Here is a 26,046-nt window from a genome sequence, read left to right on the forward strand (position 1 = left end):
AGGGCGGTTTTGCTGAGTATGCCGTGGCCCCGGCCTCGGCCCTGGCCCGCAAGCCCGCGGAGCTCACCTTCGTCGAGGCCTCGACGATCCCCCAGGCGGGAGCGATCGCCACGCAGGGCACGGAGCGAATGGAGGCCGGGCAGCGGGTCCTCATCAACGGCGCGGGCGGCGGCAGCGGGTCGTTCGCCATCCAGCTGGCCAAGCAGGCCGGCGCGCACGTGACCGGTGTCGACAACGCCGGCAAGCTCGACTTCATGCGCACGGTCGGCGCGGACGAGGTGATCGACTACGAGCGTCAGGACTTCACCCGCCTCCCACCGTTCGATCACGTGCTGGACCTCGTGGCCCACCGTTCGGTGCGGGCCTACCGGCGGGCGCTGTCGCCAGGTGGTCGCTAGCGCTGCGTGGGCGGCTCCGTGCCGACGATGCTGCGGGTCCTCACCGCCGGAACGGTCCTCGGCGGCCTGACCGGGCGCAGCATCGGCGTCCTCGGTGTGAAGCTGGGGCCTGACCACTTCGAGCCGATCGCCCGGCGGTGCGTCGCCGGAGAGGTGCAGATCCACGTCGACCGCACCTTCGACCTCGACGACGTCGCGCAGGCGCTGGCCCACGTCGGTGAGGGTCGCACGCTCGGCAAGGTCGTCGTGGTCCCTCGCTGAGGCCGGACCGTCCGCCTGACGCGTGCTCGGAGCGGCTTCTGCACCCGCCGCCCGGCCTCGTAGACTCGCGAGCGGGCACGCTCGCCCAGCACACGGCATACTCCCGAAAGGCTCCCCATGGCTCACCAGTGGCGCGGCGTCATCGCCGAGTATGCCGACCGCTTGCCGGCCTCGATCACCGGCACCGTGGTCACGCTGCGGGAGGGCGGCACCCCGCTGATCCCGGCCGAGCACCTGTCCGAGCTGGTGGGGGCGCAGGTGCACCTGAAGTACGAGGGGCTCAACCCCACCGGCTCTTTCAAGGACCGTGGGATGACCGCCGCGATCTCCGAGGCCGCCGGGCGCGGCGCGAAGGCGGTGATCTGCGCGAGCACCGGCAACACGAGCGCGTCGGCCGCGGCCTACGCCACCAAGGCCGGGATGACCTGCGGCGTGCTGGTCCCTGAGGGCAAGATCGCGATGGGCAAGCTCTCCCAGGCGATCGCGCACGGCGCCACGTTGCTGCAGGTGGACGGCAACTTCGACGACTGCCTGACGTTGGCGCGCAAGTTGGCCGAGGCCTACCCGGTCGAGCTGGTCAACTCGGTCAACCCGGCGCGCATCGAGGGGCAGAAGACCGCCGCCTTCGAGGTCGTCGACGCCCTCGGTGACGCTCCCGACATCCACTGCCTGCCGGTCGGCAACGCGGGCAACATCACGGCCTACTGGAAGGGCTACCGCGAGTATGTCGACGGGCCGGCCACCCACCGCCCGGCCATGTGGGGCTTCCAGGCCGCCGGCGCCGCGCCGATCGTGCTCGGCCACCCGGTCGACGAGCCGGAGACCATCGCGACCGCGATCCGCATCGGCAACCCGGCCTCGTGGCAGCAGGCCGAGGCCGCGCGCGACGAGTCCGGCGGCATCATCGACAAGGTCAGCGACGAGGAGATCCTCGCCGCGCACCGGCTGCTGTCCTCCCGCGAGGGCGTCTTCGTCGAGCCGGCCTCGGCCGCCTCGGTGGCGGGCCTGCTGAAGATGGCCGGCGGCGGCCTGGTCCCGGCCGGGGCCACCGTCGTCTGCACGGTCACCGGCCACGGGCTCAAGGACCCGCAGTGGGCGCTGAAGAGCCTGGACGGCGCCGAGGTCGAGCCGACCCGCGTGCCGGTGGACGCGGTCACGGCTGCGCGCGCGCTGGGGCTCGACGACTGATGCTGGCTGCGGGGGACCGGGTCGCGGTCAGCGTCCCGGCGAGCTCGGCCAACCTCGGGCCGGGGTTCGACGCGGTGGGCCTGGGGCTCGGCCTGCGCGAGGAGTATGCCGTGCACGTCACCTCCGCCCCTGGTCTCGTCGTGACCCTGGCCGGCGAGGGGGCCGAGGAGCTGGCCACCGACGAGACGCACCTGGTCGCCCGGGCCCTGCGCACCGCCCTGGAGGTCTGTGGTGTCGACTGGCTCGACGGGCTGCGGGAGCGCGGGCTGGGCCTGGAGCTGGAGTGCCGCAACGCGATCCCGATGTCCGCCGGACTCGGCTCCTCCGCGGCGGCACTAGTCGGTGGGCTGGCGTTGGGATTTGCGCTCGTGCGGGGCGGCTCGCTGACGGATGACGACCTGACGCTGGTCAACACCCACGCCGGCATCGCCGAGGGGCACCCGGACAACTCCTCGGCCTCGGTCTACGGCGGGATGACGGTGTCCTGGATGCCGTCGCCGACGACGGTCCGCACCGCGCACCTCACCGTGCACGAGGGCATCGAGCCGCTGGTGCTGCTGCCCGCCTCGACGCGGCTGTCGACGAGCACCGCCCGGGGTGTCCTGCCGCCGGTGGTGTCGCGCTCCGACGCCATCGAGCAGGCCGCGAAGGCCGCGCTGCTGACCCACGCCATGACGACCGACCCGACCCTCCTGTTGGACGCGACCCAGGACCGGCTGCACCAGGAGCAGCGGCGCGGGGTCTACCCGGAGTCGATGGGCGTGGTCGACGAGCTGCGCTCGCTGGGTCACGCCGCGGTGATCTCCGGCGCCGGTCCGGCCGTGCTCGTGCTGGCGCGTCGTGCCGTGGCTGACGCCGTCGTCGCCGAGGTGCGGTCGTGGGGGAGGACCTGGCGGGTGTTGCGACCGGGCGTCGCGGCGGAGGGTGTGCGCGTCGAGGGCTGACCGCCGCAATCTGGCGGGTCAATCGTGTGCGCTGGAGCGACCTCAACTTCCCCACGAGGCGAGCGGCAGCCCCCACGCGTGCGGCGGTCACCCGACCTATACAGATAGCCTGCGAAACGACATACTATCTGTATGAGTTCGGCACTGGGAGACGTGATGACGGTCGGAGCGGCCGCCGAGATGCTCGGCGTCACCACCGCGCACGTGCAGCACTTGGGACGGCTCGGCCAGGTGAACTACGTGGCCAGGGGACTTTTGGACGGCACGTCCGTGCGGGACTACCACGCTGTGCGACAGGGAAGGCGCGCACGTGGGTGGTCCTCGCGCACCGCCTGGGCGGCCATCGATCTGCTGTCCGGGGGAAGTCCGGAGTGGCTCGGCCAGGCGCAGCTCTCCAGGCTCAGGTCGCGACTGCGCACGATGGACGCCGAGGGGCTCGTCGCCGCGAGCCGCGACCGGGCCAGGCGGTGCCGCTATGCCGGCCACGAGTCGGCGCTCGGGCGGATCCGGGCGGGTGGGCGCGCGGTGGAGATCCAGTCCGTGCCGGGATTTGCCGGGCGGATGAGCACCTCGCCGCTCGAGTGCTACGTCGACGACGCACTCATCGAGGAGCTCGTCAGCAGGTTCCGATTGGAGCCGGATGTGCGCGGCAACGTCGTGCTGCACGCTGTGCGCTCGGACGCTGATGGTCTCGGTGCGCGCGGTGTCTCCATAGATCTCGTCCGCAGCCTGATGGACGGCGAGATCCTCCCCGCCCTTGACGCGGCCACGAGCGAGGATCCCCGCGAGCGTGGCCTCGCCCTCGAGGTGCTCGCCGAGAACCTCAGGTGGTTCGTCGATCATGGCTGACCGCGGGCAGTCCCGTCCCACAATCCGGGTGGGCGCGCCCGCCGGTGGCTGGCCCGACCCGTGGGCGAACGTGGCCGAAATCGCGGACTCCTTCGCTGGAGACCTGTGGACTTTGGTGGGTGGGCTGATGACCCAGCTGCACGCCATACACAAGGGGGTCGGGACTGTCCGGCCGACCCGAGACGTTGACATGCTGCTGCACATCGAGATCGCGCGCGGGGTGCCGGCACGCGCGGCGGCAGCCCTCGAGGGCCTCGGTTATCACCTGCTGCCGTCCATCGATCCGCGAACGACGACAGCGCACCGCTGGGTCCGCGGTGGTCAGGTGGTCCCCGTCAGGGGCGCCGGTGTCGAGGTCGTTGACGTCACCGGCAGCCCGGACACGGTGGATCTGCTGCGGGCCGACCATCCGGCGGCGGCCGTCGTGGAACGCCTGCGAGGACAGGACATGGTGGCCATCGCCGGGGGGACCCAGGCGCTCAAGCGAACGGTCAACGCCCAACTGACGATTCACCCAGGCCGCACAACGACGCTCTCGGTGCCCCGACCCTTCGGGGCCCTGATCCTCAAGGCCGCTGCTTACCTCGCAGACTCCCGCGACCGCGACCGGCACCTCTTCGACGCCGCGACACTTCTGGCGTGCATCGATGACCCGTTTGACGAGGCGGAGCACTTGCGTGGATCTGACAGACGACGGATCGGCACGCTGGTGGAGCGGCTCACTGAGGATCACGCCGCCTGGCGTGTCCTCAACCAGCGCGCTCGCGTCAACGGGCAGGCCGCGCTGCGGATCCTCGCGACGACCTGACTTCGGTGCTAGCGTCGAGTATGCGCGTCGCCGAGATCCTCAGGAAGAAGGGCAGCTCCGTCCTCACCCTGCCGTCCGCCGCGACCGTCGCGCAGCTCCTGGAGTGCCTCGATGACCACAAGATCGGTGCCGTCGTCGTGGTCGACGACGACAAGGTCGTCGGGATCGTCTCCGAGCGCGACATCGTGCACCACCTGCGGGCCGGCCGGGACCAGACGAGTGCGCTGTCCGAGATCATGTCTGCTGATGTCCACGTCGTCACGACCCAGGACGACCTGGATCAACTCGCCACCATCATGACGGAGCGGCGTCTGCGCCACCTGCCCGTCGTCGAGGATGGCGTCCTCAAGGGCATCGTGTCGATCGGGGACGTGGTCAAGACCCGTCTCGACGCCCTCTCCGCTGAGCGGGACCACCTGGAGGACTACCTGCGACGCGCGCCCTGATAGGTCGATCGGGCCGCGATCAGTCGCCCAGCTGCAGACGCGCCACGGCCTCGCCGTCGTCCATCTCGCCGGTGAGCACGAAGCCGGCCCCGAGATAGAACGGCTCGGGACCACCGGGCGCCTGCACCCAGCTGGCCTCGACGGCCGTGTGTCCGGCGGCGTGCAGCTCGCTGGTCCACTGGTCGAGCGCTCGTCGGCCGATGCCACGGCCTTGATGGCTCCGGTCGATGAGGAAGCGCCAGAGATACGGGTCAGGGGTGCCCTCGTTGATGGCGTCGGCCCACATGAGGAACCCGGCCGGCTCTCCGTCGGCCTCGATCCCGCGCAGCACCGCGACCACGGGGTGACCCTCCTCCGGCTCGGGGAAGAGGGCGTCGATGAAGGACTGGTCCATCGTCGCCACGAACCGCTCCTGGGAGCGGTGGGTGCGGAGCCGTCGATAGCTCCAGACGTTTTCGTGGGTGAGCTCGATGAGCCGCACCTGATCCGGCGGGGTGAGCGGCCGGTCCCTCCAGGCACGCCGCTCCTCACCGGTCATCGAGTAGAAGAGGTTGTCGTCCCAGGCCCCCCGCCACCAGAACGACTTCTCCGCGAAGTACTCGAAGGTCATGCCGAGGCGCTCCAGGAGACGGGCGGAGGCCAGGTTGTCCGGCGACAGCTCAGCCACGAGTCGATGCACACCCACCCGATCGACCAGGTCGTCGACGACCGCCGACGCCGCCTCCACGGCATACCCCTTGCCATGGTGCTCCGCGGCGAGACTGAAACCGATCTCGGCGATGCCGGCATGTTCATCCAGGCCGACGTAGATGTCCCCGATCAGCTCGCCGTCCAGGTCGATGGCGAGCTGGGTGCCCTTTCCCGGCAGGACGTCGTCCCGGCCGGCGTGCGCCGCAACCAGACGCTCAGCACGCTCTCGCGGATAGGGCAGGTCCCAGTCCTGCAGCGCCGACACTCGCGGGTCGTTGCGGTAGGCGGTCAGGGTGTCGATGTCCTCCGGGCGAAACATGCGGAGGAGGAGCCGGTCGGTGCGGAGGGGATAGGCGGTGTTGGTCATGCATCATCGTTGAACGTGACCGCTTGGTCATGCAACGGGGTATCCCGGCGCCAGGTGAGGCTCGTAGTCAACCGCCCTGTCGGAGCGATGGATGTCACCGATCTGCGGGTGGGAACTCCTCGGCGCCCGGACGGGTCAGGCCAGCCCGCGCGAAGTCATCACCGACGAACAGCAGTTCCTCTCCGGTCGCACGGTGCAGGGCGTAGGCGTAGCAGTCACCCATGTTCAACCGTGCGGGGTGACTGGATCCCTTCCCGAAGTCCCGGTATGCCTCGCGTGCAAGAGACCACTGCTTCGCGTCGAACGGGACGATCTCGACCTCGAGCGTTTCCAGGAGGTCATCGAGGCGTCGGCGTTGCTGCGGTGACGATCGGCTGTCCAGCACGATCGATGCCTCGAGGGCGGTGGCGGCGCTCATCCTGAGATGGGTCGCCGCCAGTGCCGTTGTCAGCAGGAACTCGCTCTCCTCCTCGTCGGCCAAGATGGCTACCAAGGCTGAGGTGTCGAGGATCACCGGGGCAGCCCCTGCTCGTCATAGAGCCAGTCGTCCGCAGTGCGGAGGCGCTCACGGTCCTGCTCAGACATGTCCTGCCGGAAGGCGTGAGCGATCCTTCGGGCACGCTCGTGCCGCTGGCGCTCCTCAGGAGTGGTGAGGCCGTCAGCCGCCCGGAGCTCGGCGAGGCGGCGACGCACCGCGTCCTCGACCGCGGCGGTCTGGGACTGGCCAGTCGCCTCAGCCAGGTCACGCACGAGCCGGTGTGTCCGCGGGTTCTTGATGTTCAGGCTCATGGTAGAAGTCTACCCATGCGAATCGGGTCGTCTACCTAAAGGTCGTCTACCTAAAGACCGACCGTCACGTGCTTCGGCGCGCGAAGGCGTCCAGCACCTCAGCACTGATCCGCCCGCGGTCGGACACGGCCAGCCCCTGGTTGCGTGCCCACTCGCGGACCTCCGCCGGGCTGGGCGGCGCGGCGGAGGGCAGGTCGGAGGCCTCGGTCTCGACGTGGGTCTCCTCGCCGTGATGGACGAGCGCCGCGGCCAGGAAGCGGTAGGTCCACTCCTGCGCCAGCGCCCGCGTCTCACAGAAAACGATCGGCACGGTGGGGAAGCGTGCGTGGCACTCGCCGAGGGAGTCGGCCACCACGGCGGGCCGGACCCGGTCGAGCTTGAAGACCGAGGAGTAGCGGTCCTCCACCACGACCGCGGCCGCCGGCAGCGCCGAGAGGTCAGCCAACAGATAGCGCATCTTCCCGCTGGTCAGCGTGCCGACCAGATCCTGCAGCGACTTGCGCTCCACCGCGGCCAGCACCCGGTCGCCGTCCACCACGCCGTAGTCGCCCGCTCTCAGTGCACGTCGCGTCGTGGTGACCTGCTGGTGCTCGAACTTCCAGGCATAGCGCTCGTGGCTGTCCACGACGATCTCGAGACCGGCGACCCCCGAGCCGCGTGCGGTCGGGATCGCCACGGCGGGCCTGGCCTGCTTGGCGGTGCGCGCGGTCTGCCAGAAGATCGCCTCGCGCCCGCCCCGGATCCGCGTGAGCACGAACTGCGAGCGGTTCTCCCGGCCACGGTCCAGCACCAGGTCGATGCTCGCCCCGCGGCGCACGCACGACCGCACCGGCACCTGCTCGATGATCTCCGGGTCCCGCGGCCACCCCACGGCCCGGTGACAGTAGACCTTGCCGGTCCGCGGCCACGTCTCCTTGGCCTTCAGCACCACCCCGTCCGGCCCCCACGGGATCCGCAGCAGGTAGGGCAGCGTCGTGCCCTCCTCGGGGTTGCGGGCGATGACGAAGTCGTCCGGCATGAAGTCAGAGTATGCCGTGTGGCGGCGCAGGTGGACGGCCGCCGCTTCACCGTGGGAGCAGGGAGATCGTTGGCACGCCGCAGTGGGTGCTGAGCGTCTCGAAGTCTCGGTCGCGGTGCAGCACCGGGATCCCGAGCCGCAGCGCCACGGCAGCGATCAGGCAGTCGCCCAGGTTGCGCACCGTGTCGCCGCTGCGGCGGCACTGTCGCTGTAGTCGCGCAGCGGTGAGCGAGTCGACACCCGGTGTGAGAGGAACAACGTCGAAGGACTCAAGCATCCGCCGACGCCGCGCCGCCACCGCCTCGTCTGTCGTGCCGCTCAGGAGTTCCAGCATGACGGTCTCCGGGACGACGAGGTGCTCCCTGCCTCGGATCAGCGACTCGAGATGATCCCCCGCTGCTGATCGGCCCGGCCTCAGGAACTCGATCCAGACCGAGGTGTCGACGATCACCCCCCAGCCGTCCAGTCGCCCTCGATCTCCTCATTGTCGGCGTCGATGCCGTTGCCCCGCATCGCGAGGATCTCATCGAGCGGGAGCGGCTCGCGGACGAGCTGTCTCAGGGCGAAGTCGACAGCGGAGCGCTTGGACTCCAACTGGTAACGCGCCATGACAGCAGCCACCAGGTCGTCGTCCAGGTCGATGTTCGTCCTCGTCACTACACCACCGTACACCTTGATGTGTATTAGCCCCTCCACGAGCCCGCGGAGGCCGGGGCGAACCCGATCAGCCGGATGCCGTCGGCAGACAGCGGCGCGCCCTCAGCCCTCTACCAGCGCCCGGATGTCGTCCGCCGACAGCGGCGCGCTCATCAGCCCCTCGTCGTCCACGACCTTGGCGAACAGGTCGCGCTTCTTCTCCTGCAGGGCGACGACCTTCTCCTCGATGGTGTCCTCGGCCACGAGGCGATAGACCATGACGGTGCTGTCCTGCCCGATCCGGTGGGTGCGGTCCACGGCCTGGGCCTCGACGGCCGGGTTCCACCAGGGGTCGAGCACGAAGACGTAGTCGGCCTCGGTCAGCGTCAGCCCGGACCCGCCGGCCTTGAGACTGATGAGGAACACCGGGTCGTCACCGTCGGTGAACTGGGCCACCCGGCGCGGCCGGTCGCGGGTGCGGCCGTCCAGGTAGACGTGACCGATCCCCTCCGCGTCGAGGCGCTCGCGCACGATCCTGAGGAAACGGGTGAACTGGCTGAACACCAGGCACCGGTGCCCCTCCGCCGCCACCTCCACCAGTTGCTCGATGAGGACGTCGACCTTGCTGGGCCGCACGCTGGTCGGGGCGTCGGGCTCGACGAGGTGCACGTCGAGGCTGAGTTGCCGGAGCTTGGTGAGCGCGCTGAGGATCGCGATGCGGTTGCGGTCCACGTCGTCCAGCAGCCCGAGGATGCGCTGGCGCTCACGCTGCAGGTGCGTGTCATAGATCCGCCGGTGCGCGGGGTTGAGCGCCACCGACAGCACCTGCTCGATCTTGGGCGGCAGGTCGGGGGCCACCGCCTCCTTGGTGCGGCGCAACATCAGCGGTCGCACCCGGCGACGCAGCGTGGCCAGCAGCTCGGGCGCACTGCCGGACTCGATCGGCTTGCGGAAGACTTCGCCGAACTTCTGCGGCGAGGAGAACAGCCCTGGCGCCACGATCGACAGCAAGGACCACAGGTCCATCAGCGAGTTCTCGAGCGGTGTGCCGGTGACCGCGAACTTCACCGGTGCCCGCAGGCTCCGTGCCGCCTGGTAGGTCCGCGACCGGTGGTTCTTCACCGCCTGTGCCTCGTCCAGCACCACGGCGCTCCACGTGATGCCGGTGAGGTGCTCCTCGTCGATGCGCAGCAGGGCGTAGGAGGTCACGACCATGTGGGCGCCGGTGATGGTCTCGGTCAGCGGCCGACCACTGCGCCTGACCGTCTCGGTCAGCGCCGCCACCCGCAGACCCGGTGTGAAGCGCTCGGCCTCCCGCACCCACGCGCCGACCACGCTCGTCGGTGCGACGACCAGCATCGGCCGCTCGGGGCTCAGCAGCCCCTGCTCTCTCGCGCGCTCGGCCGCGGCCAGCACCTGGACCGTCTTGCCCAGCCCCATGTCGTCGGCCAGGATCCCGCCCAGCTCGTGCTCCCAGAGGAACGACAGCCACTGAAAGCCGTCGAGCTGGTAGCTCCGCAGCGACGCCGTGAGCCCCTCGGGCGGATCGGGGTGCGGCAGCTCCTCCAGCGCCAGCAGGTCCCCGACGGTGCGCTGCCACCGCTCGCTCTGCTCCGCGACGACCCCGAGGCTGACCAGCTCCTCCCACAACCCGGCCTGGAACCGGTTGATGCGCAGCCCTTCGCCCTCGTGGTCTTGCAGCGCGCGGGCCTCCTCGACCAGCCGACGCAGCGCGTGGAGCTCGGGCACGTCGACGCTGAACCAGGTCCCATCGGGCAGGATCAGCTGCTCCGCCCCGTGCGCCAGGGCGGCCAGCAGGTCGGGGAGCGGCACCGGCTGATCGCCGACCGTGACCTCGATGCCGAGGTCGAACCAGTCCCGCGAGGCGTCCTCACCGAGCTGTATGCCGTCCGGCTCGCTCCCCGGGCCCCGCTCACCGGGATCTCTGGTCGAGACCGCGACGACGGGCGGTTCGTCCGCCTCGTCATAGTCGAGCGGCTCGCCGAAGACGCTTATGTCGATGTCGTCGCGCGCCTCCAGCGCGGGCAGCACGTCGTTGACGAACTGCACGGTGTCCCACCCGTCCAGCTGCGGCTCGATCACCACACCGAGGCGGTTCCTGCCCGGCAGTGGCACCCGCAACCCAGGGGCGCCGTCGAGCACGGAGAGGCTGGCGAGCAGCTCCTCCTCGCGGGCGGCGTCGCGCACGAGGGGACCGTCCTCGCCCGTGGGAGCACGGAGTAACGGGACGGTCCGGATCGCCTGCCCCACGGCATACCGGAAAGTCCAGCGCAACCGGGTGCGGTGGTGCGCCTCGAAGCGCACCTCCAGCCCGAGCCGCGGCGGCTTGATCTCCGGGAACTCGACGCTGTCGTCCGAGGACGTGACCGTGACGTGCTGGCGCAGTGCGGGGTAGTAGCCGGTGAGGAAGCGGTCGGTGTCCGACTCCGGGATTGTCGGCGCCGTGCCACTGAACAGCCTCGTCAGCGCCGGGGTCAGCGGCTTGGCGAGGGCGGCCAGGTGCAGCTCGCCGCGCACCGTAGAGACCAGACCGTGCCCCGGATCCCCGAGGATGGCCGGCTCCCCGGGCAGGCCCAGCACGGTCTGCAGCGCGAGCGCTCCGTCGGCCGTGCGGGTGAGGTCGAGGGCCAGCTCGACCGGCTCGGCCCGCAGGTGCACTCGCTCCTTGCCCTGGTAGCCGGTGACCAGCGGGACGCCGGCCTGCTCGACCTCCCGCAGCATGGGCCACAGGGCCGGGCCGAGGCTCCCGCCCTCGATGGTGTCGGTCAGGGTGTACCAGTAGCCCGTCCGGGTCCGAGTGGCATTGAGCAGTGCGGCAAGGGCCGAGCGCTGCGCCGCCCCCCACTGCCGGTCGCCGTACGTGCTCTGCACGTCGGACCACGAGACGCCGGTCTTGATCCAGGCTCCCGAAGCGCCCCTCATCAGCGGGCGCATCTCGAGGCGCTGCCGACCCGGTCCGGAGCGGCTGGGCCCCGCGCCGGCCTCGAGGTGGAGCGCGAGCGGGGTCACGGCCGGGCTGGGGGCTGGTGGCTCGGTCTCGGCGACCACAGGTGCGAGCAGCGCCTCCCAGTCGGGGACGGCGGGCTGGGACACGACATGGATCGGCCGTGACGGTGCTGATGGCTCGGTTGGCACACGCGACGCAGGGCGGGCCGCGCCGAGGTCGCCGGCCCGCGCGCGGGCCTGCGCCTCGAGGATGGTGGCGGCCGCGTGCTTGCAGGTGATGCCGACCGGGCAGGAGCAGTGGGCCGCGAATGTGCGTCCGTCGGGACGCCGGGCCGTCTGTGACACGGTGGTGCGATAGCGACGGGTGCCGTGGACCGTGGAGGTGATGACACCGCTCTGTGTCACGGACAGGTTGCGCACCACGCCCCGCCGCTGATAGGTCCTCCCGCGGGTGAGTGAAGTGCGTCCGAAGGCGCGCAGGAGGTCGTCCTCGGTGACGTCCAGCACCCAGGATGGCGCGACGAAGGAGTGCGGTTCTCGCGGGTTGCTGGTCATGCGCACCTTCCTTTCCCACTGGGCCACGGCAAGGGTATGCCGTGGGGCCGACACAGCCGGGACGTCCTGTGGACAAGGTGGTCTCCGGGCGCTCATCTGGCTCGACGCGCGTGGACCGCGTGGCTCCGACAGCGGCTCGCCCATAGCCAGGCTGCGCCGTCTCTGGCAGTATGCGGCCAACCTCAGCGACCGGTCATCGGTCGCCCGCTGTGCGAGTGAACGGAGCTTCGAATGGCCGACAGCAGCACGCGCGTGCTCATCAGTCCCCAGGACCTTCACCCGGCCCCCGGCTTCAGCCACATCGCCATCGCGGAAGGGAGCAGGGTCGCCTACGTGGCCGGGCAGGTGGCGCTCGGCACGGACTTCTCGGTCATCGGCGGCGACGACCTCCGGGCCCAGACCGTCGCCGCGATGAGGAACCTTGAGATCGCACTGCAGGCGATCGACGCGTCCTGGGATCAGATCGTCCGGCGCACCGTCTACACCACCGCTCCGCAGGACTTCGAGACCATCACCTCCGGCATCGAGGAGGTCCAGGGATCGGATGAGCACCCGGCGCAGACCATCATCGGCGTCACCGGACTGGCGGTCGCTGGCTTGATGATCGAGATCGAGGCCACGGTCGTTCTGCGCTGAGCGCTCTCCTGCCACCGCGCGGTGATCACGACCGCGCGCGACGATGGGTGCCATGGCGAAGTACGGGGTCAACGAGGCCGGGGTCGCGCGCTGCCGCGAGCTGATCGCGAAGCGGCAGTACGTGCTCGACAGCGAGTGGGGCGACAGGCAGCCGGACGCGGCCGCCGAGAACGCCTACCTGGAGCGGCACTCCTGGGAGGACTACGCCGCCTGGCACCTCGGCCTCACCACGGGCGCAACCGACGAGACCAAGGCGCGCTACGCCTTCGTCTACGGCGACTTCCGACGGGTGCACCGCTCGGCGCTCATCGCCTCGGTCTTCCGCGCCGCGCAGTGGCGGCACAAGGAGGTCGAGCTCGCCGCGCACGATCTGCTGCAGGAGCTGGACGCGGCGAGCGGCTGATCACCTGTCTGCGTCAGGGCCGCTGGTCGCTGGCCGCCAGGGCGCTGTCCCACGCGCCGGTGCGCCGCTCGTCGGTCGCGCCGGTGAGCAGACCGGCCTCATGGTCGAGCTCGAGTGCCTGGACCGACCCGAACAGGTTCCAGGACAGGGGGACCGGCGTGACGGCATACTCCATGCTGGTGAGCTCGTCGACGGTGGCGGCCGGCAGTCCCTCCACCTGCAGGACACCGTCGGCCAGGTGGGTGCGGGAGGCGTCGACGGCGGTCTGCAGGTCCTGGTCGTGCAGGGCCCACCGGGAGATGACGGCCGCCTGGATGTTGGGGATCCGCATGCCGCCGGGTGAGCCGATCACCAGCACCGGCCGCTGCTGGGCGTCGAGCAGGACGGCGGGAGTCATGTAGCTCACCGGTCGCTTGCCGGCCTCGGGCTCGTTGGCGTCGGTGCGCCCGGTGCTGCCGAAGCGGATGAGGTGGTTGTTGACGAAGAACCCGCCGACCACGACCCTCGAGCCCCAGAACGAGGTGATCGTGTTGCTCATCGACACGGCCAGCCCGTCGGCGTCGACCACGCTGAGGTGGGTCGTGTTGCCCGGGGCGGGACGACCAGCCAGTATGCCGGGGACCTGGGTGCCCCTGGCCGCGCCAGCGACGCCGACGGCCTCTGACTCCGCGAGGGTCGCGTTTGCCTGCGGGTCGGTGAGCTGGTCGACCGGGACGTCGACGAAGTTGGGGTCGCCGAGCACCGTCTCGATGGAGTCCTCGGCCACCACCCAGGCGTCGGTGAGGGTGTCGATGTGGGCCGCCGAGCCGGGCTCGGTGTCGGCCACCCCCGCGGCCTCGGCCACCTGGAGGAGCTGGATCAGCCCGACGCCGGAGAGGGCGGGCGCCGCGGCGAGGACCTCGTAGTCGCCGACGGCGCCACGCGGGGGCTCGCGCACGTCGACCTGGTAGGTGGCCAGCCCCTCGGCGTCGATGCCGTCGACCTCGCTGAGCTGTGCCGCGAGGTCGCCCTCGTAGAAGTCGCGCGGGTCGCCGGCGATGTCCCGGAGGGTGTCGGCGAGCTCGGGCTGGAAGAGCACGTCGCCCTCGCTAAGCAGGTCACCGTTGTCGAGGTGGAACTGCGGCAGCGGCGCCGTGGCCGCGCGGCCGGCGTCCGTGCGCATCTCCTGGGCCACGAACCAGGAGATCGGCACGCCCTCTTCGGCCTGCCGGATCGCAGGTCGGAGCACCCGCTGCCACGACAGCTGGCCGTGCTCGGCGTGGATCTGCGCCATCCCGGCGACGAAACCGGGGATGCCGGTGCTGCTGTCGGGGACCTGGCCGGAGGACTGCACGACCTCGCGGTAGTCGTAGGCCACCGGCTCCGCGGGGTGTCCCGCCACGCTGCTGCCGGGCGGCGCGACAACCAGCGTGGCGCCGCCACCGCCCGGTCCGGAGGTCAGCGGCTCGAGCACGGCCATCGAGAACGCCGTCGCGACCGCCGCGTCCACGGCGTTGCCGCCGTCCTCGAGGACCTCCATGCCGACCTGGACCGCGCGGGGGTGCCCCGCGGCGACCCCGTAGTCGCCGAACGCGTCCTCCGGCGGCGTGGTCGTCGTCTCCTCGGGGCTCTCGGTGGGCGTGCTCGTCTCGTCGGTCGGGTCCGCGGGCAGCGACTCGGTGGGGGAGGGTGTGCTCGTGGCGACAGCCGGTGGGCTGGTCGTCTCGGTCGGGGCGTCGGTGCTGACGACCGGGTCGTCGTCGCCAGAGCAGGCCGTCAGGACCAGCAGGGCAGCCAGGACCGACGCGACGATGCTGCGGTGCCTCCAGGCCATCGGACCTCCCTCCGCCCAGCCTGCCTCCGCACCCGTCATCTGTCGAGGACGGCGCGCGGACCAGTCAGTGCCGGATCATCAGATGTGGGGTAGTGCGTCCAGTGGGGTGGCGAGGGCCGGGAGCTGGTTGTGCGGGAATCTTCTCCGGAGCCGGTCGATGATCAGGGCGTTCTGTGCCCCGCCGTAGGCGAGGTAGACCGCGGCGAGGCCCCGGGGCACCTTGCGCCTGTGCATCACGGCGGTCCACACCTCGGCCACCACCTCGGCGGGGTTGGCCTGTGCGTACTGCCACCGAGCCGGGTAGTTCCGAGCGTTGAGTGCCGCGAGGATCTGAGTGTTGACCGCAGCAATCGTGAACAGGTGGGGCTGATCCGCCAACGGTGCTGCAGCGGCGACATTGGCATCGACCGTGGCCGCCTGGAACGAACCCATGTCGTTGAACGCGTGCAGGAGGTGACCCATCTCGTGGATGACAGTGGCCTTCTGCCAGCGGGCTGTCTTTGAGGTGGTCCTGTGTCCCCGTATCGACTCACTCCCGGCCTGCGAGGTGTCGCGCGCGGTCTGATCGACGGCCCCGAACTTTCCGTATCGGAAGACGATCCGAAGCGTCGGTCCTGCCCCCGGGCCGCCCTGCGTGAACAGAGCCTGCTGGCGCACGCCGCCGGTCGCCTTCGTCATGATCATGACCAGTCGCTGTGGTGGTTGGGCCAACCCCGCCACGTGGGTCTGCACCAGATCGACGAGACCGGAGCGGATGTTGGCGATGAGCGGGTTGTACTCGGCAGGGACCAGGGTTTCGTAGGGGGCGAACATCGCGCGGTTCGGGCTCTGCGGGTTGGTGGTCCACGGCCGGGTGATCACGTACTCGACGGGGACAGGAACGCCGTTGTGGGTCAGATTCTCGCCGGAGACATGGTGGTACTCGTGCTCCTGGGTGACCGTGATCTCCTGGTCCAGGTCCTGCCACAACTGCGTCTGGTCGGGTCGCGCCACGGCGATGTCGCTGATCGCCTCGTCCATGGTGAGGGGGATGACGGTCGGTCCCGCAGTCACGTTGACGCCGGGACCGGTCTTCGTGAACGTCAGTTGGTAGGTGTGGGATGCCGAGTCGATGGCCATCGACCGGGTGATGGTGAACGGCCCACCGGCGGCGTGGAGGGGCAGCCACGGGCCTCCGGCGCCGCGGTCGCGGTACTGGTACACCTGGGTTCCGACCAGCGTCCAGGTTCCTCGGGAGAGGTTGGCCTGCCCACCGGGAGCCGTGAAGTAGAGGCCGAACCCCGCTCCGGCGTGGTCGTCGGTGCCTCCGAGCCCCTGCATCGCGCCAGCTACTTTGGTCAGGATGTTGCCGGCGAGTTGCATGTTGGGGACCATGTGGACCACGGCGGCATAGCCAGGCATGTCAGTCGTTGGGGCGTGGTTGAACACGATGTGCTCACGCATCTCCACGTCCGCGAGATCAGCTGCCACGTTGGTGCTGCTCTGCCAGGCCTTCTGGGTGCTGATCGTGAGGCCAGCGGAGTTGGCAACGGCATTGGTGACGGTGAAGTTGGTCGGCACAGCACCGTTGAGGCGCTGGAGTGACAGTGGCTGTCCACCGACCAGACGGGAGACTGCCCGGTTGCCGGCGGCGCGCTGGAGGGCGACCGTGTGGTCCACCAACGAGCCACCCCCTGGGCGGCGTCGCGCTGCGGGCGGCTCCGGCAGGGGCCGTGGTGGCGCGGTGGTGTGGTGCACCATCGTTCCATCCTCGGCCCGCGCCGGATGCTTCGGAAGGACTTTAGAGGCATGTCAGGGTGCCCTTCGGTGCAACGCGCAGCCAGCCCCAGGCACTCAGCCTGATCAGCGGAGCTGATCAGGCTGAAATGCTGCTGTCGGCCTGGAGATTGAAGAGCAGACCTAGAGGACCGTGACGGTCGCCGGCACGCCGGTCGAGCAGCAATATGGCGTCCTCAGGGCGCACTGGAGCCCGGGCCGAGGGTCTGTCGCGGGAGAGACCCAGTGTGGGGAGGAGCGGCGGCGCATGCGACTCGTAAGTGTGGCCCGTCGGTGTCGTCACCCGGACGATGTGCAGCCCCTTGCGTGACTCGATCGTCTCGTGGCGCCACCCTGGCGCCTCCTTGTCGTAGTTGCAGGCCTCGCAGGTGCCCTCGCCGTTGTGCTCGGTGGTGGCGCCACCGCGGGCGAAGGCCAGGACGTGGTCGGCGTGCCGCACGGGTGCGTCGCACCACGGGGTGCGGCAGACCTGGTCACGCGCCACCAGGAAGCGGCGGAGGGGCCCGGAGAAGAGCCGTCGGCGCTGGTCCTGACCGGTCAACACCCCGGTGACCGCATCGGCATACAGCCGTCGGAGCCAGACGCGTGCCGTCTGCGCGAGCGTTCCCGCCTCGGCGTCCACTGGGTCGGCGTGCTCCGCGTTGGCGTCCTGCCTTTCAGGGCCGTCCGCCTCGGCTGATGCGGCCCCGGCTGTGCTGCCGGTCTCGGACGTGGGAACGCGGTCGCCATCGTTGGCGCCCGCACCGCGCACGAGATCGCGTGCCAGGGGAGCGGGGATCGGGCCGAAGCCCTGCAGCCGTGCGGCCGTCTCGCCCAGGCCCAGGAGTGCCTTGTCGGTCATCACCAGGCCGAGCTCGATGCTGCTGTTGTCAGCGGCGCACTGACCGGTGAGCCGCTGCATGAACAGGTCGGCGCGGAGCTGGTCGAGGCTGCGCTCGTCGCCCGCGGCTTTCAGGGACCGTGCCGACTCATCGAGCGCCTTGTAGCACGCGACGCCCTGGGCCACGGGAAGGTAGCCGGACACGATCGACATGACGTCAGGTGCCGGGCGGACGGTCACCCGACGGTCCTTGGCGGCCTTGCGTCCACGGTTCGTGAAGGCGTAGGGGTCGAGTTCGTAGGCCAGGGCCCGGGCCGCGGCCACGAGCGCCTTCTGTGAGTCGACCCGGAGGCGATCCGCGAGACGGGCATCGACGATGGAGCGCTGCTCGCTGGTCAGGCAGGCAGTCTCTCGCACGAGCTCCATCGCGGCCCACTCGGTCAGCCGGCCCTCGGTCATCGCCGCGTGGGTGTTGGGCATCTCGTGCACCACGGCCTGGGCAAAGCCGATGTGGCGAGACCCGGCATGGGGTGACTCCCGGCGTGCCAGGCCCAGTTGCTTGCGCAGTCCCTTGTCCGCCCGCCTACGCGGGACACCGTCCGCGACGGCCTGCTCACGCAGCTTGGTGACGACGGTGTCGGTCACCCGGGCCTGCGCGGCGGCCGCGGCGTTCTTCACGCCCTCCAGGCCGGTGATGACGTCGCAGAGATCCGCTGCGGGGACGTCGACCAACTCCTTCAGGCCCGCTCCACCGGCGAGCCGACGGGTGAACGCAGTCAGCTCCGCAGCGGTCACCGGGTCACCCTCACACGCCGAGGCATCGGAGTGAACCGGCGCGCACTCCGCGGCCGCGGTCGCCGTGGTCGTCACAGTCGTCATGTCGCTGCCCCCTCTCGCGGTGAGCCCGTTCTCTACCTGATGCACACAGGCTAGAACAGACGTCCGACAGTGCCCTGACTTCATCCACAGGAGGGCTAAACCTGCAGGTCAGAGCCCCGCGGGAGAATCTGGCGTCTCATCAGCCAGGGAGGGGCACGTTCACGTGCCCAACGCCTGCCGCACCAGAGCCAGCGCCTCGCCGGGGGCGAGGCCGAGGGAGCGGGCTGACTCGGCATACTTCTCGGCGGCGGCACGGGCCGAGGCGACGGCGGGAGCGGTCCTGCCGGCGGTGACGGTGGACCGCACGAAGGTGCCGGCCCGGCCACGCCCCTCGAGCACGCCGTCGGCCTCGAGCTCGCGATAGGCCCGAGCCACGGTGTTCGGGGCGATCCCGAGATCGCCGGCGAGGCGGCGGACTGTCGGCAACCGGTCGCCAGGGGTGAGTATGCCGTCAGCCACCTGCGCGAGGATCTGCGCGTGGAGCTGGGCGAACGGTGGCTCGGACGAGGCAGGGTCGATGCGGAGCATCACGTGTACGCCTCCTCGGCGCTGAAGGAGGGACGCATCAGGGGGTGGGTGGCGTCACGGACAAGATCATCTCGGCCTGGCTTGTGGACGCGTTGAGGTAGCGGTGTGGCAGTTGCGAGTCGAACGTCAGGGCCTGCCCTGCCGTGAGCACACGGCGCTCGCCGGACAACTCCACGGTGACCTCCCCGGAGATGACGTAGGCGCACTCGGTGGACTGGTGGGCCCACCCCTCGGCCGAGCTCTGGTCCCCCGGTGCCATCACCACGTGCAGCACCTCGAGGTCACCGCGCCCCGGGGTGACACGGTCGTAGGCGAAGTTCCCCGTTGGCGCCGTCAGTCGCACGCGCTCACCCGGGCGGCTGAGGTGCACCATCGGCGCGTCAGGGTCCCCGAAGAGCGTCGCGATCGAGGTGTCGAAGACGCCAGCCAGCTTGCGCAGGGTGGACAGCGACGGGTCGGTGGTCCCGTTCTCGAGCTGGCTGAGCAGGGCTGGCGACAGCCCTGCCTCTGCGGCCAGGGCCCGCAGCGTGTAGCCGTGCTTGTGGCGAAGCTCTGCCAGCCGGGTGCCGAGTGTGCTCATTGCTGTGGGCGCCTCCTCGGCCACGTCACCTGGTGCTGGTAGCCAGCGCCAGCACGCTGTCGCGGATGAGTGCGTGCGGCACGCTGCCGAACCCCATTATGGCATCGTGCAGACCGCGTAGCGGCTGCGTGGATCCGCCCGCCCGCTCCCAGTCGCGGCGGAGGCGGTGGAACTCCTGACGCCCCAGGGCGTAGGCGGAAGGATAGGACGGGTTGTCGTGGCGGATGTAGCGGCGGACCTCGCCCTCGGCGATGTGGCGCCCGAGGGACGCCTCGCTCATCAGGTAGTCCACAGCGTCCTGCTGGCTCAACGTGCCGGTGTGTAGTCCCACGTCCACCACGACTCGCGCCGAGCGCCACAGCGAGTTGCGCAGCGCATACAGCACCAGTCCCGGGGTGTCCATGTACCCGGTCTCCCGCATCACGTCCTCGACGTAGAGACCCCACCCCTCGACGAACAGCGCCGAGAAGAAGGTGCGTCGGATGGAGGTGTTGCCATGTGTCGCCTGCTTGTGGTGCACGCGCTGCAGGTGGTGCCCCGGGTAGGTCTCGTGACCGGCGATCGTCGTGATGAGCGCGTGGCAGCTCTCCGCGAGGTGGTCCGGGTCGGGTGCTCCGTCCACGGTGCGGATCGGGGTGATCCGCAGCGCGCTCGACAGGCTGGGCCCCCACGCCGGCGCCAGGTCCATGAACCCCATCGGCATGGTGGGGCGCAGGAAGTCCGGCACGACGTCGATGCGGCAGTCCTCACCGGGCGGGATGGTGGCGAGGTCGTGCTCGAGGGTGTGCGTGCGGGACCGCTCCATGGCCGCCCGGTAGGTGTCGAGCAGCTCCGCGGGCGCCGGGTGATCGTCGCGGACGTCCTGGATCTGCTGCTGCCAGTCGCGACGGGGGTCGGTGTCCGCGGCGTGGGCCCGCAACTTCTCCTGGTCCTCGCGCACCTGCTCGCGTCCCCAGTCCGCCAGCTCGTCCACGGGGATGCCGACGAGGAAGTACTCGTTCAGGCAGTGCTCCAGGTAGTCCCGGCCCGCCACCCAGCTGCCTGTGGCATCCCGCTGCAGGCTGTCCAGGGTGGCTGCGAAACCGTCGACGGCCTCACGTGGGCCTGCCCCTGCGCCGGCCTGCTCGAGCAGGTCGCTCAGGCCGGGCAGGGCGGAGCGGGCAGCCTGCACGTATGACGGGGGCGTCGCCTGTGCCTCCAGGCTCCGCGCCGCGTCGGCCAGGTAGTCCGGGAGCGCAGCCAGGCAGGTGGAGAGCAGGTCCTCGCCGGTTCCTTCCGGCCCGTCGGTGCCCTGCAGCGCGGTCTGGATCGCGTGGCCGGCCTCCTCGACATACAGGTAGGGGACACGTGCCCAGGGGCGCAGCTCCTCCAGCTCCCGCAGCCGGTGCGTGGCGTCGATGCGAGACGTGGCCAGGTCGAGCCGGTCATCGTCGGTCACGGCGTCGACGTCGTCGAGCTCGCGCAGGAACCCGCGCAGCTTCTCGGCACGGTCCGTGGCGGCGTCGAGGTCCCGGACCGGGAGCTGACCGCGCCAGAGCCCTCTCGCCACCGACGACGGTGACAGCGGCTCGGTCTCCTGGACCCAGGTGGCGTACTGCTCCAGCACCGGATGTGAACCCACGGACTCCGGGGCGGACATCAGCGCGCCGTCCCCTCGGCCAGCAGCGCACGGAGCGGGTCGAGTCCGATCGGGCCTAGCCGCAGCGCCGCCATGTGGAAGGCATTCTCGTCGTAGGCGCTGCCCGCTGCCTCGCGGGCCGAGGCGAGGGCCTGCTCCCACAGTCGGGCCCCGACGCAGAACGCCAGTGCCTGGCCGGGCCAGCCGAGGTAGCGGTCGACCTCGAAGACGGCGGTGTGCCGGTCCATCCCGGCCACCTCGACCAGCACGTCCTGGCCCACCTCGCGAGTCCAGCGGGTGGCGGAGGTGACCCCGTTGCCCACCGGGATCGGAAGGTCAAGGTGAAGGCCGAGGTCGACCACGATCCGTGCGGCGCGCCACCGCTGCGCGAGAAGCACACTGAGCTGCTCGGCCTCGTCGTGGATCAGGCCCCACGAGTCGGCCCGCCCCTCGCTGTAGTGGGCCCAGCCCTCGGCATACCCGTGGATGTGACACAGGTAGCGCTGCCAGGGGTGCAGGTGGCCCTGACTCATCGTGATGGAGTACTGCAGGTGGTGGCCGGGCACGCCCTCGTGGTGCACCGTGCTGACCTCGCGCCACACCGGCACCGTGTCCGCGTCCGGGGGTGTGGACCAGTAGACGCGGCCCGGTCGGGTGAGCGCCACGTCAGGCGGGGCGTAGTAGATGACGCCCGAGCCGGGGGTCGCGAGCCGACCCTCGCAGTCGCGCGTCGCCCGCGGCAGGTCGAAGACGGTGCCGTCCAGGGTCTGGATGCTGGCGCTGATCCGCTCCTCGATCCAGGCGACCAGCTCGGGCCCGACGGGCAGCCGCTGGCCGGGGCGTTCGTCCAGCACGGCCATCGCCGCGGCTGGGCCCTGGTCGCTGATCCCCCGGGTCAACCTGTCGACGTCGGCGGTGAGGGACCTGAGCCGGTCCCAGCCGTACTGGTAGGTCTCCTCGAGGTCGATCTGGGCGCCGAGGAACGCCGTGGAGGTCACGCGGTAGAGCTCGTGACCCACGCCGTCCTGCTCGGACCCGCGAGCCGCGTGCTCGGTCTCCAGCCAGCGCGCAAGGTATGCGCACGAGGCCGCCGCCGCTGCTGCGGCGCTCCTCAGCGCCTGCGCTCCGGCCCCGGCAGCCGATGACTTAACCAGTCGGCTGAAGTAGCCGTCCTCCGGATCAGCCCAGCCATGCATCTGCGTCGCGAGCAGCCGTGCCTGCCGCGACGGTGCGACGAACCCTTGGTCGGCCGCGACGGTCAGGGTCTGACGGTACTGCTCGAACGCGGTGGGCACCTGCTCCAGGTTGCGGAGCAGCCGCGCCGACTCGTCGGCGCCACCAGAGGGCAGGTTGTCGAAGACCTGCTTGACCTGGTGCACCGGGGTGGCCAGGGGCGCCAGCAACCGCGTGGTGAAGCCCGACTCGGCGAGCGCGATCTCGTGGGTCAGTCGCTCGGTCAGCGCGATCCGCAGGACCCGCTCGGCCGGGTCGGTCTCCGTGGCGTCCTGCAGGGCTGCGAGCGCCCGGCGTCCAACCGCCTGCTGCTCCTCAAACACCCCTGGCGACAGGTCGGGGACGACGAGGTCGGCCTGCTGGCCGAGAGCCTCGGCGGCGGAAGGCTCGAGGGAGGCGAGCGAGGCGACGTACTCGTCGGCGACGGCGGTGACGGTGCGCTGGGTCATGGGTCCTCAGGTGGTGTCGGCAGTGACTCGGTCGGTCGTGGGGTGCGTGCTGGTGGGCGACGTGGTGGTGGACGGCGTGGCGGTGGGCGACGTGGCGGTGCTACGCAGCAGGGGGAGGACCTCCGCACCGAGCAGGTCGATGCCGGTGCCGGACTCGAGCCCGTGCGGGGTCCCGAACTCCACGCGGGTCGCGCCGGCCTCGAACAGGCCGGCTGCCTGGGTCGCGACCTGCTCGGGTGTCCCGGCGAGGGCGAAGCGATCCAACAGGTCGTCGGGCACCAGCGCGCCAGCGTCCTGGTGCCGTCCCTCGCCGAGCAGACGGCGCAGCTCGGCCAGCAGGTCCGGGTCCACGGTCACGGTGGGGTCCAGCGCGGCCACGACGTCCAGGTACATGGCGACCTCGGTGCGCGCCTTGTCGCGGGCTGCCGTGCCGTCCGCGTCCACCACCGTCACCGCCCCGGCGACCAGGCCGACCTCAGCCCGGTCGCGCCCGACCTCATGGCAGCGCTCGGCCAGCCAGGAGGACATCAGTCGCACCATGTCGGGGTTGGCGGTGCCGCCGATCTTGACCTCGTCGGCGACCTCGGCCGCGAGGGCCGCGCCTTTCGGACCCCACACCCCCAGCAGCACGTCCACCCGAGGCCGCAACGGCGTGTAGCGCAGGCGGAAGCCCGGCTCGATCTGGTAAGCGGTCCCGGCGTACCCGCTGGTGTCGCCCGCAAGCAACCGGCGAACGATCGCGACGGTGTCCCGCAGGGCCGCAAGCGGCCTGCGCTGCCCCACGGCCAGGTCGGAGAGCCACGACCCACGGGTGAGCCCGAGATAGGCGCGCCCCCCGCTGGCCTCGTCCAGGGCCGCGATCGCCCCGGCCACCTCCACCGGATGCATGGTGAACGGGTTGAGGCAGGCCGGACCGAGCCGTAGCTGCTCAGAGTGGGCGGCGGTGGTCATGAGGGCCGGGATGGGTGGCTGGTAGCCGAGGTCGCCGTAGATCGACAGGCCGTCGAAGCCCCACTGCTCGATCCGCTGCGCGAGAAGGGCGTAGGCACGGGTCGACTTGTCCGACTGCAGCGCCAGGGACACAGCTCGGCCAGGGGGTCGGTCGGTGCTCACGTGAGGTCTCGCGTCGGAATGGCCCTGCGACCGGTGCGCTCGATCCGCATGATCAGGCGCTCATCAGGGTCGGGGCAGGCGACCTCGGAGTCCTGCGCCATCCAGTCGCCGTCGGGCAGCGGACGTTGTTTCGCCGGGAGCAGCGGGAGGACGGCAGCCATGGCATAGAGACAGAAGTGCCGCCCCTCGGGGACGCGCACCCGGTTGGACTCGGTGACCTCGAAGCAGTCGCCGGGCTGCAGACCGCACACCGATCTCCCCTCGATGCGGTCCACGACCACCCGAAGGTCGTACAGCTCGGTCATGGCCGGGTCGCCCGCATCGTGCTCTGATGCGCCGTTCACACTGGCCTCCGTTTCGTCCAGAGACCTCGGTCGTCACGCATCGCACGACCGCCCTGGACCACCGCGTGCATGGTGCGGAGTGCCGAGACGTCGGCGGCGGGGTCGGCGTCCAGCACGAGCAGGTCACCCGCGGCGCCGGGTGTCAACGTGCCGATCTTCCCCGTGGCGTCGAGCCACTCGGCGGCGCGGCTGGTCGCGGCCCGGAGCACCTCGACCGCGGTCATGCCCGCCTCGGCCATGAACTCCATCTCCCGGACGGTGGCGGTGGTCCCCTCGAACGAAGCATCCGGCGGCATGTCGCTACCCATCACGATCCGCACCCCGGCGGTGATGGCGTGCTGGAGGCTCTCCCAGTGCCGTGGGCCGGCACCCAGTGCTCGCTCCATCATCCAGGGGGGCACCTGATGCTCCTCGAAGAACTCTCGGCACCGGCTGACCGTGATCGTCGGCACGTACCAGGTCCCGCGGCGTGCCATGTCGGCCGCGACTTCGGGGGTGATCTGGTAACCGTGCTCGATGCCGTCCACGCCGAGCTGGATGACTCGCTCGATCACCTCGGCCGGCCCGGCGTGGGCGGTGACGGTGCGGCCCCATTGGTGGGCCGTGGTGACGACGGCGGAGAGTTCGTCGTCGGTGAGCTGCGGAGTCTCGATCGCCTCGTGCTCACCGGCCAGGCCGCCGGACACGCACACCTTGATCAGGTCCGCCCCTGCCCGCAGCTGCTCGCGGGTGGCCCGGCGGAAGCCGTCGGCGCCGTCCGCCTCCAACCCGTCGGCGTCGTGTCCGTGACCGCCGGTGCAACAGAGCGCGTGACCGGCGGTGAACAGACGGGGCCCGGGCAGGCTCCCGCTCTGGATCGCGAGGCGGAGCGCAAAGTCGGTGTAGGCGGTCTCGCCGACCAATCGCGCGGTGGTCACGCCCGCGTGGAGGGTGCGCCGTGCACTGCCGGCCATGTGCAGCGCGAGGGCGGCCGGGTCGTTGCGGTCCAGCGACGCACTCATCGCCCCCGGCAGGGCCAGACCAAGGTGGACATGCATGTTGATCAGGCCAGGTGTCACGTAGCCACCGGCGAGGTCCACCACGACGATCGGCTCCGGGTCGTCGTCGGCGGCATCGATCACGACCTGCCGATCGCCGACCCTGCCCACGGTGCCGTCGGACCGGATCCAGATGGCCTGGTCGCCGACTGTTCCATCGCCTGTCCCGTCGAAGACGGAGCAGTTCACGAGCACCTGGCCCCGTGAGGGGCGGGTCCCAAGGGTTCTCAGCACCACCGGTTGGTCTCATCCCTTCCCTTGCAGCGCCGACGCGGGCGCGCGGACTCGTCATTCAACACCACGGATCCTTGTCGTGTGTACACTCTAACTGAACGCCACTCGTTGAGACTAAACAGTCTGTTCGGTTGGTCCTGCGAGTGGGACTGGCTGCGGACGTGTCCGCTCAAGAGGAGGAACATTGAAGATCAGGCGCACAACCATGGCGATCGTGGCCGCGGGAGCCCTGGTGCTGTCGGCTTGCACGTCGGACACTCCTGACGACGACACGACGACTGAGGGCACCGAGGCTACCGACGAGGGCTCCGAGGAGGAGGAGGCCGAGGACACCGCGGCCCCCGAGGACGCGGAGCAGACCTCCGACGGTGAGGACGAGGGTTCCGGCGAGACGGCCTCGTCGGCCAAGCCGGACCTGGGTGAGATCACCACCAAGCAGGACAACATCTTCTTCTCCGTGGGTGCCGACGAGTGGGTGGGTCTGAACGTGAACACGCCGGAGACCAACTCGGTGTATAACCAGGCTGTCTCCGGTCGGCTGGGGTCGAGCTTCTGGTACTACGGCACGGACGGCACGATCTACCCGGACGAGGACTACGGCACCTACACGGTGACCAGCGAGGACCCGCTGACGGTTGAGTACACCATCTCCGATGAGGCGGTCTGG

General features: G+C 70.4%; 24 protein-coding genes and 2 pseudogenes. 9 read left to right on the forward strand and 17 right to left on the reverse strand.

The annotated features are described in order from the left end of the window. The first annotated feature begins 128 nt into the window (after window positions 1-128). The 6 genes and pseudogenes from MWU75_RS20430 to MWU75_RS18015 all read left to right on the forward strand — a co-directional run bounded on the left by MWU75_RS20430 (window position 129) and on the right by MWU75_RS18015 (window position 4,894). Window positions 129-659, forward strand: a pseudogene (locus MWU75_RS20430) (zinc-binding dehydrogenase). Window positions 660-776: 117 nt separating this feature from the next. Then, complete coding sequence (gene thrC / locus MWU75_RS17995; protein WP_247093536.1) at window positions 777-1,847, forward strand: threonine synthase; 1,071 nt, start codon at window positions 777-779, stop codon at window positions 1,845-1,847. Next, on the forward strand, window positions 1,847-2,791 hold the full coding sequence (locus MWU75_RS18000) for a homoserine kinase (RefSeq protein ID WP_247093538.1): 945 nt from the start codon (window positions 1,847-1,849) through the stop codon (window positions 2,789-2,791). The genes thrC and MWU75_RS18000 overlap by 1 nt, the downstream gene beginning before the upstream one ends. 132 nt (window positions 2,792-2,923) lie before the next feature. After that, the gene (locus MWU75_RS18005; RefSeq protein WP_247093541.1) at window positions 2,924-3,640 is read left to right on the forward strand and encodes a hypothetical protein; all 717 of its coding nucleotides are present in this window, start codon (window positions 2,924-2,926) and stop codon (window positions 3,638-3,640) included. Window positions 3,641-3,830: 190 nt separating this feature from the next. Next, a complete protein-coding gene (locus MWU75_RS18010) occupies window positions 3,831-4,448 on the forward strand; it encodes a hypothetical protein (RefSeq protein WP_247093542.1) in 618 nt (205 codons plus the stop codon). A gap of 20 nt (window positions 4,449-4,468) precedes the next feature. After that, window positions 4,469-4,894 (forward strand): CBS domain-containing protein, encoded by a 426-nt coding sequence (locus MWU75_RS18015; RefSeq protein WP_247093545.1) that lies wholly within the window; start codon window positions 4,469-4,471, stop codon window positions 4,892-4,894. 19 nt (window positions 4,895-4,913) lie between these two features. On the opposite strand, the gene MWU75_RS18020 is transcribed toward MWU75_RS18015, so the two are convergent. The 7 genes from MWU75_RS18020 to MWU75_RS18050 all read right to left on the reverse strand — a co-directional run bounded on the left by MWU75_RS18020 (window position 4,914) and on the right by MWU75_RS18050 (window position 11,916). Beyond that, window positions 4,914-5,951: a GNAT family N-acetyltransferase gene (locus tag MWU75_RS18020; protein WP_247093547.1), complete on the reverse strand. Its 1,038-nt coding sequence runs from the start codon at window positions 5,949-5,951 to the stop codon at window positions 4,914-4,916. A gap of 94 nt (window positions 5,952-6,045) precedes the next feature. Continuing rightward, window positions 6,046-6,465 carry a type II toxin-antitoxin system VapC family toxin gene (locus MWU75_RS18025; RefSeq protein WP_247093549.1) on the reverse strand — a complete coding sequence of 140 codons (420 nt, stop codon included), beginning with the start codon at window positions 6,463-6,465 and terminating at the stop codon, window positions 6,046-6,048. Beyond that, window positions 6,462-6,740: a type II toxin-antitoxin system VapB family antitoxin gene (locus tag MWU75_RS18030; RefSeq protein ID WP_247093551.1), complete on the reverse strand. Its 279-nt coding sequence runs from the start codon at window positions 6,738-6,740 to the stop codon at window positions 6,462-6,464. Before MWU75_RS18030 ends, MWU75_RS18025 begins: the two co-directional genes overlap by 4 nt. A 64-nt stretch (window positions 6,741-6,804) precedes the next feature. Next, the gene (locus MWU75_RS18035) at window positions 6,805-7,758 is read right to left on the reverse strand and encodes a histone-like nucleoid-structuring protein Lsr2 (RefSeq protein ID WP_247093553.1); all 954 of its coding nucleotides are present in this window, start codon (window positions 7,756-7,758) and stop codon (window positions 6,805-6,807) included. A 46-nt stretch (window positions 7,759-7,804) separates the two neighbouring features. Next, entirely contained in the window at window positions 7,805-8,209 is a 405-nt protein-coding gene (locus MWU75_RS18040) for a PIN domain nuclease (RefSeq protein ID WP_247093555.1), read from the reverse strand. Then, window positions 8,206-8,415, reverse strand: coding sequence for a type II toxin-antitoxin system VapB family antitoxin (locus MWU75_RS18045; RefSeq protein ID WP_247093557.1), 210 nt, complete (start codon window positions 8,413-8,415; stop codon window positions 8,206-8,208). Before MWU75_RS18045 ends, MWU75_RS18040 begins: the two co-directional genes overlap by 4 nt. 102 nt (window positions 8,416-8,517) lie before the next feature. Further along, complete coding sequence (locus MWU75_RS18050) at window positions 8,518-11,916, reverse strand: DEAD/DEAH box helicase (RefSeq protein ID WP_247093559.1); 3,399 nt, start codon at window positions 11,914-11,916, stop codon at window positions 8,518-8,520. 231 nt (window positions 11,917-12,147) lie between these two features. Between MWU75_RS18050 and MWU75_RS18055 the strand changes: the two genes are divergently transcribed. Both MWU75_RS18055 and MWU75_RS18060 read left to right on the forward strand, forming a co-directional pair. After that, window positions 12,148-12,552, forward strand: coding sequence for a RidA family protein (locus tag MWU75_RS18055; protein WP_247093561.1), 405 nt, complete (start codon window positions 12,148-12,150; stop codon window positions 12,550-12,552). A gap of 52 nt (window positions 12,553-12,604) precedes the next feature. Further along, window positions 12,605-12,955 carry a hypothetical protein gene (locus MWU75_RS18060; protein ID WP_247093563.1) on the forward strand — a complete coding sequence of 117 codons (351 nt, stop codon included), beginning with the start codon at window positions 12,605-12,607 and terminating at the stop codon, window positions 12,953-12,955. Window positions 12,956-12,968: 13 nt separating this feature from the next. Here MWU75_RS18060 and MWU75_RS18065 read toward each other — a convergent pair whose 3' ends face one another. The 10 genes from MWU75_RS18065 to MWU75_RS18110 all read right to left on the reverse strand — a co-directional run bounded on the left by MWU75_RS18065 (window position 12,969) and on the right by MWU75_RS18110 (window position 25,382). Further along, the gene (locus MWU75_RS18065; protein ID WP_247093565.1) at window positions 12,969-14,768 is read right to left on the reverse strand and encodes a gamma-glutamyltransferase; all 1,800 of its coding nucleotides are present in this window, start codon (window positions 14,766-14,768) and stop codon (window positions 12,969-12,971) included. Between the two features lie 78 nt (window positions 14,769-14,846). Further along, window positions 14,847-16,508, reverse strand: coding sequence for a hypothetical protein (locus MWU75_RS18070; RefSeq protein WP_247093567.1), 1,662 nt, complete (start codon window positions 16,506-16,508; stop codon window positions 14,847-14,849). 115 nt (window positions 16,509-16,623) lie between these two features. Further along, the gene (locus tag MWU75_RS18075) at window positions 16,624-18,243 is read right to left on the reverse strand and encodes an HNH endonuclease signature motif containing protein (RefSeq protein ID WP_247093569.1); all 1,620 of its coding nucleotides are present in this window, start codon (window positions 18,241-18,243) and stop codon (window positions 16,624-16,626) included. 159 nt (window positions 18,244-18,402) lie between these two features. Continuing rightward, entirely contained in the window at window positions 18,403-18,771 is a 369-nt protein-coding gene (locus MWU75_RS18080) for a GntR family transcriptional regulator (protein ID WP_247093584.1), read from the reverse strand. A gap of 37 nt (window positions 18,772-18,808) precedes the next feature. Then, window positions 18,809-19,351, reverse strand: coding sequence for an XRE family transcriptional regulator (locus MWU75_RS18085; RefSeq protein ID WP_247093570.1), 543 nt, complete (start codon window positions 19,349-19,351; stop codon window positions 18,809-18,811). 25 nt (window positions 19,352-19,376) lie between these two features. Further along, window positions 19,377-20,990: a DUF885 domain-containing protein gene (locus tag MWU75_RS18090; protein ID WP_247093573.1), complete on the reverse strand. Its 1,614-nt coding sequence runs from the start codon at window positions 20,988-20,990 to the stop codon at window positions 19,377-19,379. Further along, window positions 20,990-22,651 (reverse strand): DUF885 domain-containing protein, encoded by a 1,662-nt coding sequence (locus MWU75_RS18095; RefSeq protein WP_247093575.1) that lies wholly within the window; start codon window positions 22,649-22,651, stop codon window positions 20,990-20,992. The genes MWU75_RS18090 and MWU75_RS18095 overlap by 1 nt, the downstream gene beginning before the upstream one ends. Window positions 22,652-22,657: 6 nt before the next feature. Beyond that, window positions 22,658-23,764, reverse strand: a complete 1,107-nt coding sequence (locus tag MWU75_RS18100; protein WP_247093577.1) for an LLM class flavin-dependent oxidoreductase — start codon at window positions 23,762-23,764, stop codon at window positions 22,658-22,660. Further along, on the reverse strand, window positions 23,761-24,108 hold the full coding sequence (locus MWU75_RS18105) for a TIGR04076 family protein (protein WP_247093578.1): 348 nt from the start codon (window positions 24,106-24,108) through the stop codon (window positions 23,761-23,763). Before MWU75_RS18105 ends, MWU75_RS18100 begins: the two co-directional genes overlap by 4 nt. Next, complete coding sequence (locus tag MWU75_RS18110; protein WP_247093580.1) at window positions 24,105-25,382, reverse strand: amidohydrolase family protein; 1,278 nt, start codon at window positions 25,380-25,382, stop codon at window positions 24,105-24,107. The genes MWU75_RS18105 and MWU75_RS18110 overlap by 4 nt, the downstream gene beginning before the upstream one ends. Window positions 25,383-25,584: 202 nt before the next feature. Here MWU75_RS18110 and MWU75_RS18115 point away from each other — a divergent pair. Beyond that, window positions 25,585-26,046, forward strand: a pseudogene (locus MWU75_RS18115) (ABC transporter family substrate-binding protein); the annotation flags it as partial.

The sequence above is a fragment of the Ornithinimicrobium sp. F0845 genome, from assembly GCF_023015765.1.
In the GTDB taxonomy this organism is placed as follows: domain Bacteria; phylum Actinomycetota; class Actinomycetes; order Actinomycetales; family Dermatophilaceae; genus Ornithinicoccus.

What these genes read in the sequence shown, in the direction of transcription:
- thrC (WP_247093536.1), top strand. Translation starts at nt 777, where the DNA reads ATGGCTCACCAGTGGCGCGGCGTCATCGCCGAGTATGCCGACCGCTTG.
- MWU75_RS18000 (WP_247093538.1), top strand. Translation starts at nt 1,847, where the DNA reads ATGCTGGCTGCGGGGGACCGGGTCGCGGTCAGCGTCCCGGCGAGCTCG.
- MWU75_RS18005 (WP_247093541.1), top strand. Translation starts at nt 2,924, where the DNA reads ATGAGTTCGGCACTGGGAGACGTGATGACGGTCGGAGCGGCCGCCGAG.
- MWU75_RS18010 (WP_247093542.1), top strand. Translation starts at nt 3,831, where the DNA reads ATGCTGCTGCACATCGAGATCGCGCGCGGGGTGCCGGCACGCGCGGCG.
- MWU75_RS18015 (WP_247093545.1), top strand. Translation starts at nt 4,469, where the DNA reads ATGCGCGTCGCCGAGATCCTCAGGAAGAAGGGCAGCTCCGTCCTCACC.
- MWU75_RS18020 (WP_247093547.1), bottom strand. Translation starts at nt 5,951, where the DNA reads ATGACCAACACCGCCTATCCCCTCCGCACCGACCGGCTCCTCCTCCGC.
- MWU75_RS18030 (WP_247093551.1), bottom strand. Translation starts at nt 6,740, where the DNA reads ATGAGCCTGAACATCAAGAACCCGCGGACACACCGGCTCGTGCGTGAC.
- MWU75_RS18035 (WP_247093553.1), bottom strand. Translation starts at nt 7,758, where the DNA reads ATGCCGGACGACTTCGTCATCGCCCGCAACCCCGAGGAGGGCACGACG.
- MWU75_RS18050 (WP_247093559.1), bottom strand. Translation starts at nt 11,916, where the DNA reads ATGACCAGCAACCCGCGAGAACCGCACTCCTTCGTCGCGCCATCCTGG.
- MWU75_RS18055 (WP_247093561.1), top strand. Translation starts at nt 12,148, where the DNA reads ATGGCCGACAGCAGCACGCGCGTGCTCATCAGTCCCCAGGACCTTCAC.
- MWU75_RS18060 (WP_247093563.1), top strand. Translation starts at nt 12,605, where the DNA reads ATGGCGAAGTACGGGGTCAACGAGGCCGGGGTCGCGCGCTGCCGCGAG.
- MWU75_RS18065 (WP_247093565.1), bottom strand. Translation starts at nt 14,768, where the DNA reads ATGGCCTGGAGGCACCGCAGCATCGTCGCGTCGGTCCTGGCTGCCCTG.
- MWU75_RS18070 (WP_247093567.1), bottom strand. Translation starts at nt 16,508, where the DNA reads ATGGTGCACCACACCACCGCGCCACCACGGCCCCTGCCGGAGCCGCCC.
- MWU75_RS18075 (WP_247093569.1), bottom strand. Translation starts at nt 18,243, where the DNA reads ATGACGACTGTGACGACCACGGCGACCGCGGCCGCGGAGTGCGCGCCG.
- MWU75_RS18080 (WP_247093584.1), bottom strand. Translation starts at nt 18,771, where the DNA reads ATGCTCCGCATCGACCCTGCCTCGTCCGAGCCACCGTTCGCCCAGCTC.
- MWU75_RS18085 (WP_247093570.1), bottom strand. Translation starts at nt 19,351, where the DNA reads ATGAGCACACTCGGCACCCGGCTGGCAGAGCTTCGCCACAAGCACGGC.
- MWU75_RS18090 (WP_247093573.1), bottom strand. Translation starts at nt 20,990, where the DNA reads ATGTCCGCCCCGGAGTCCGTGGGTTCACATCCGGTGCTGGAGCAGTAC.
- MWU75_RS18095 (WP_247093575.1), bottom strand. Translation starts at nt 22,651, where the DNA reads ATGACCCAGCGCACCGTCACCGCCGTCGCCGACGAGTACGTCGCCTCG.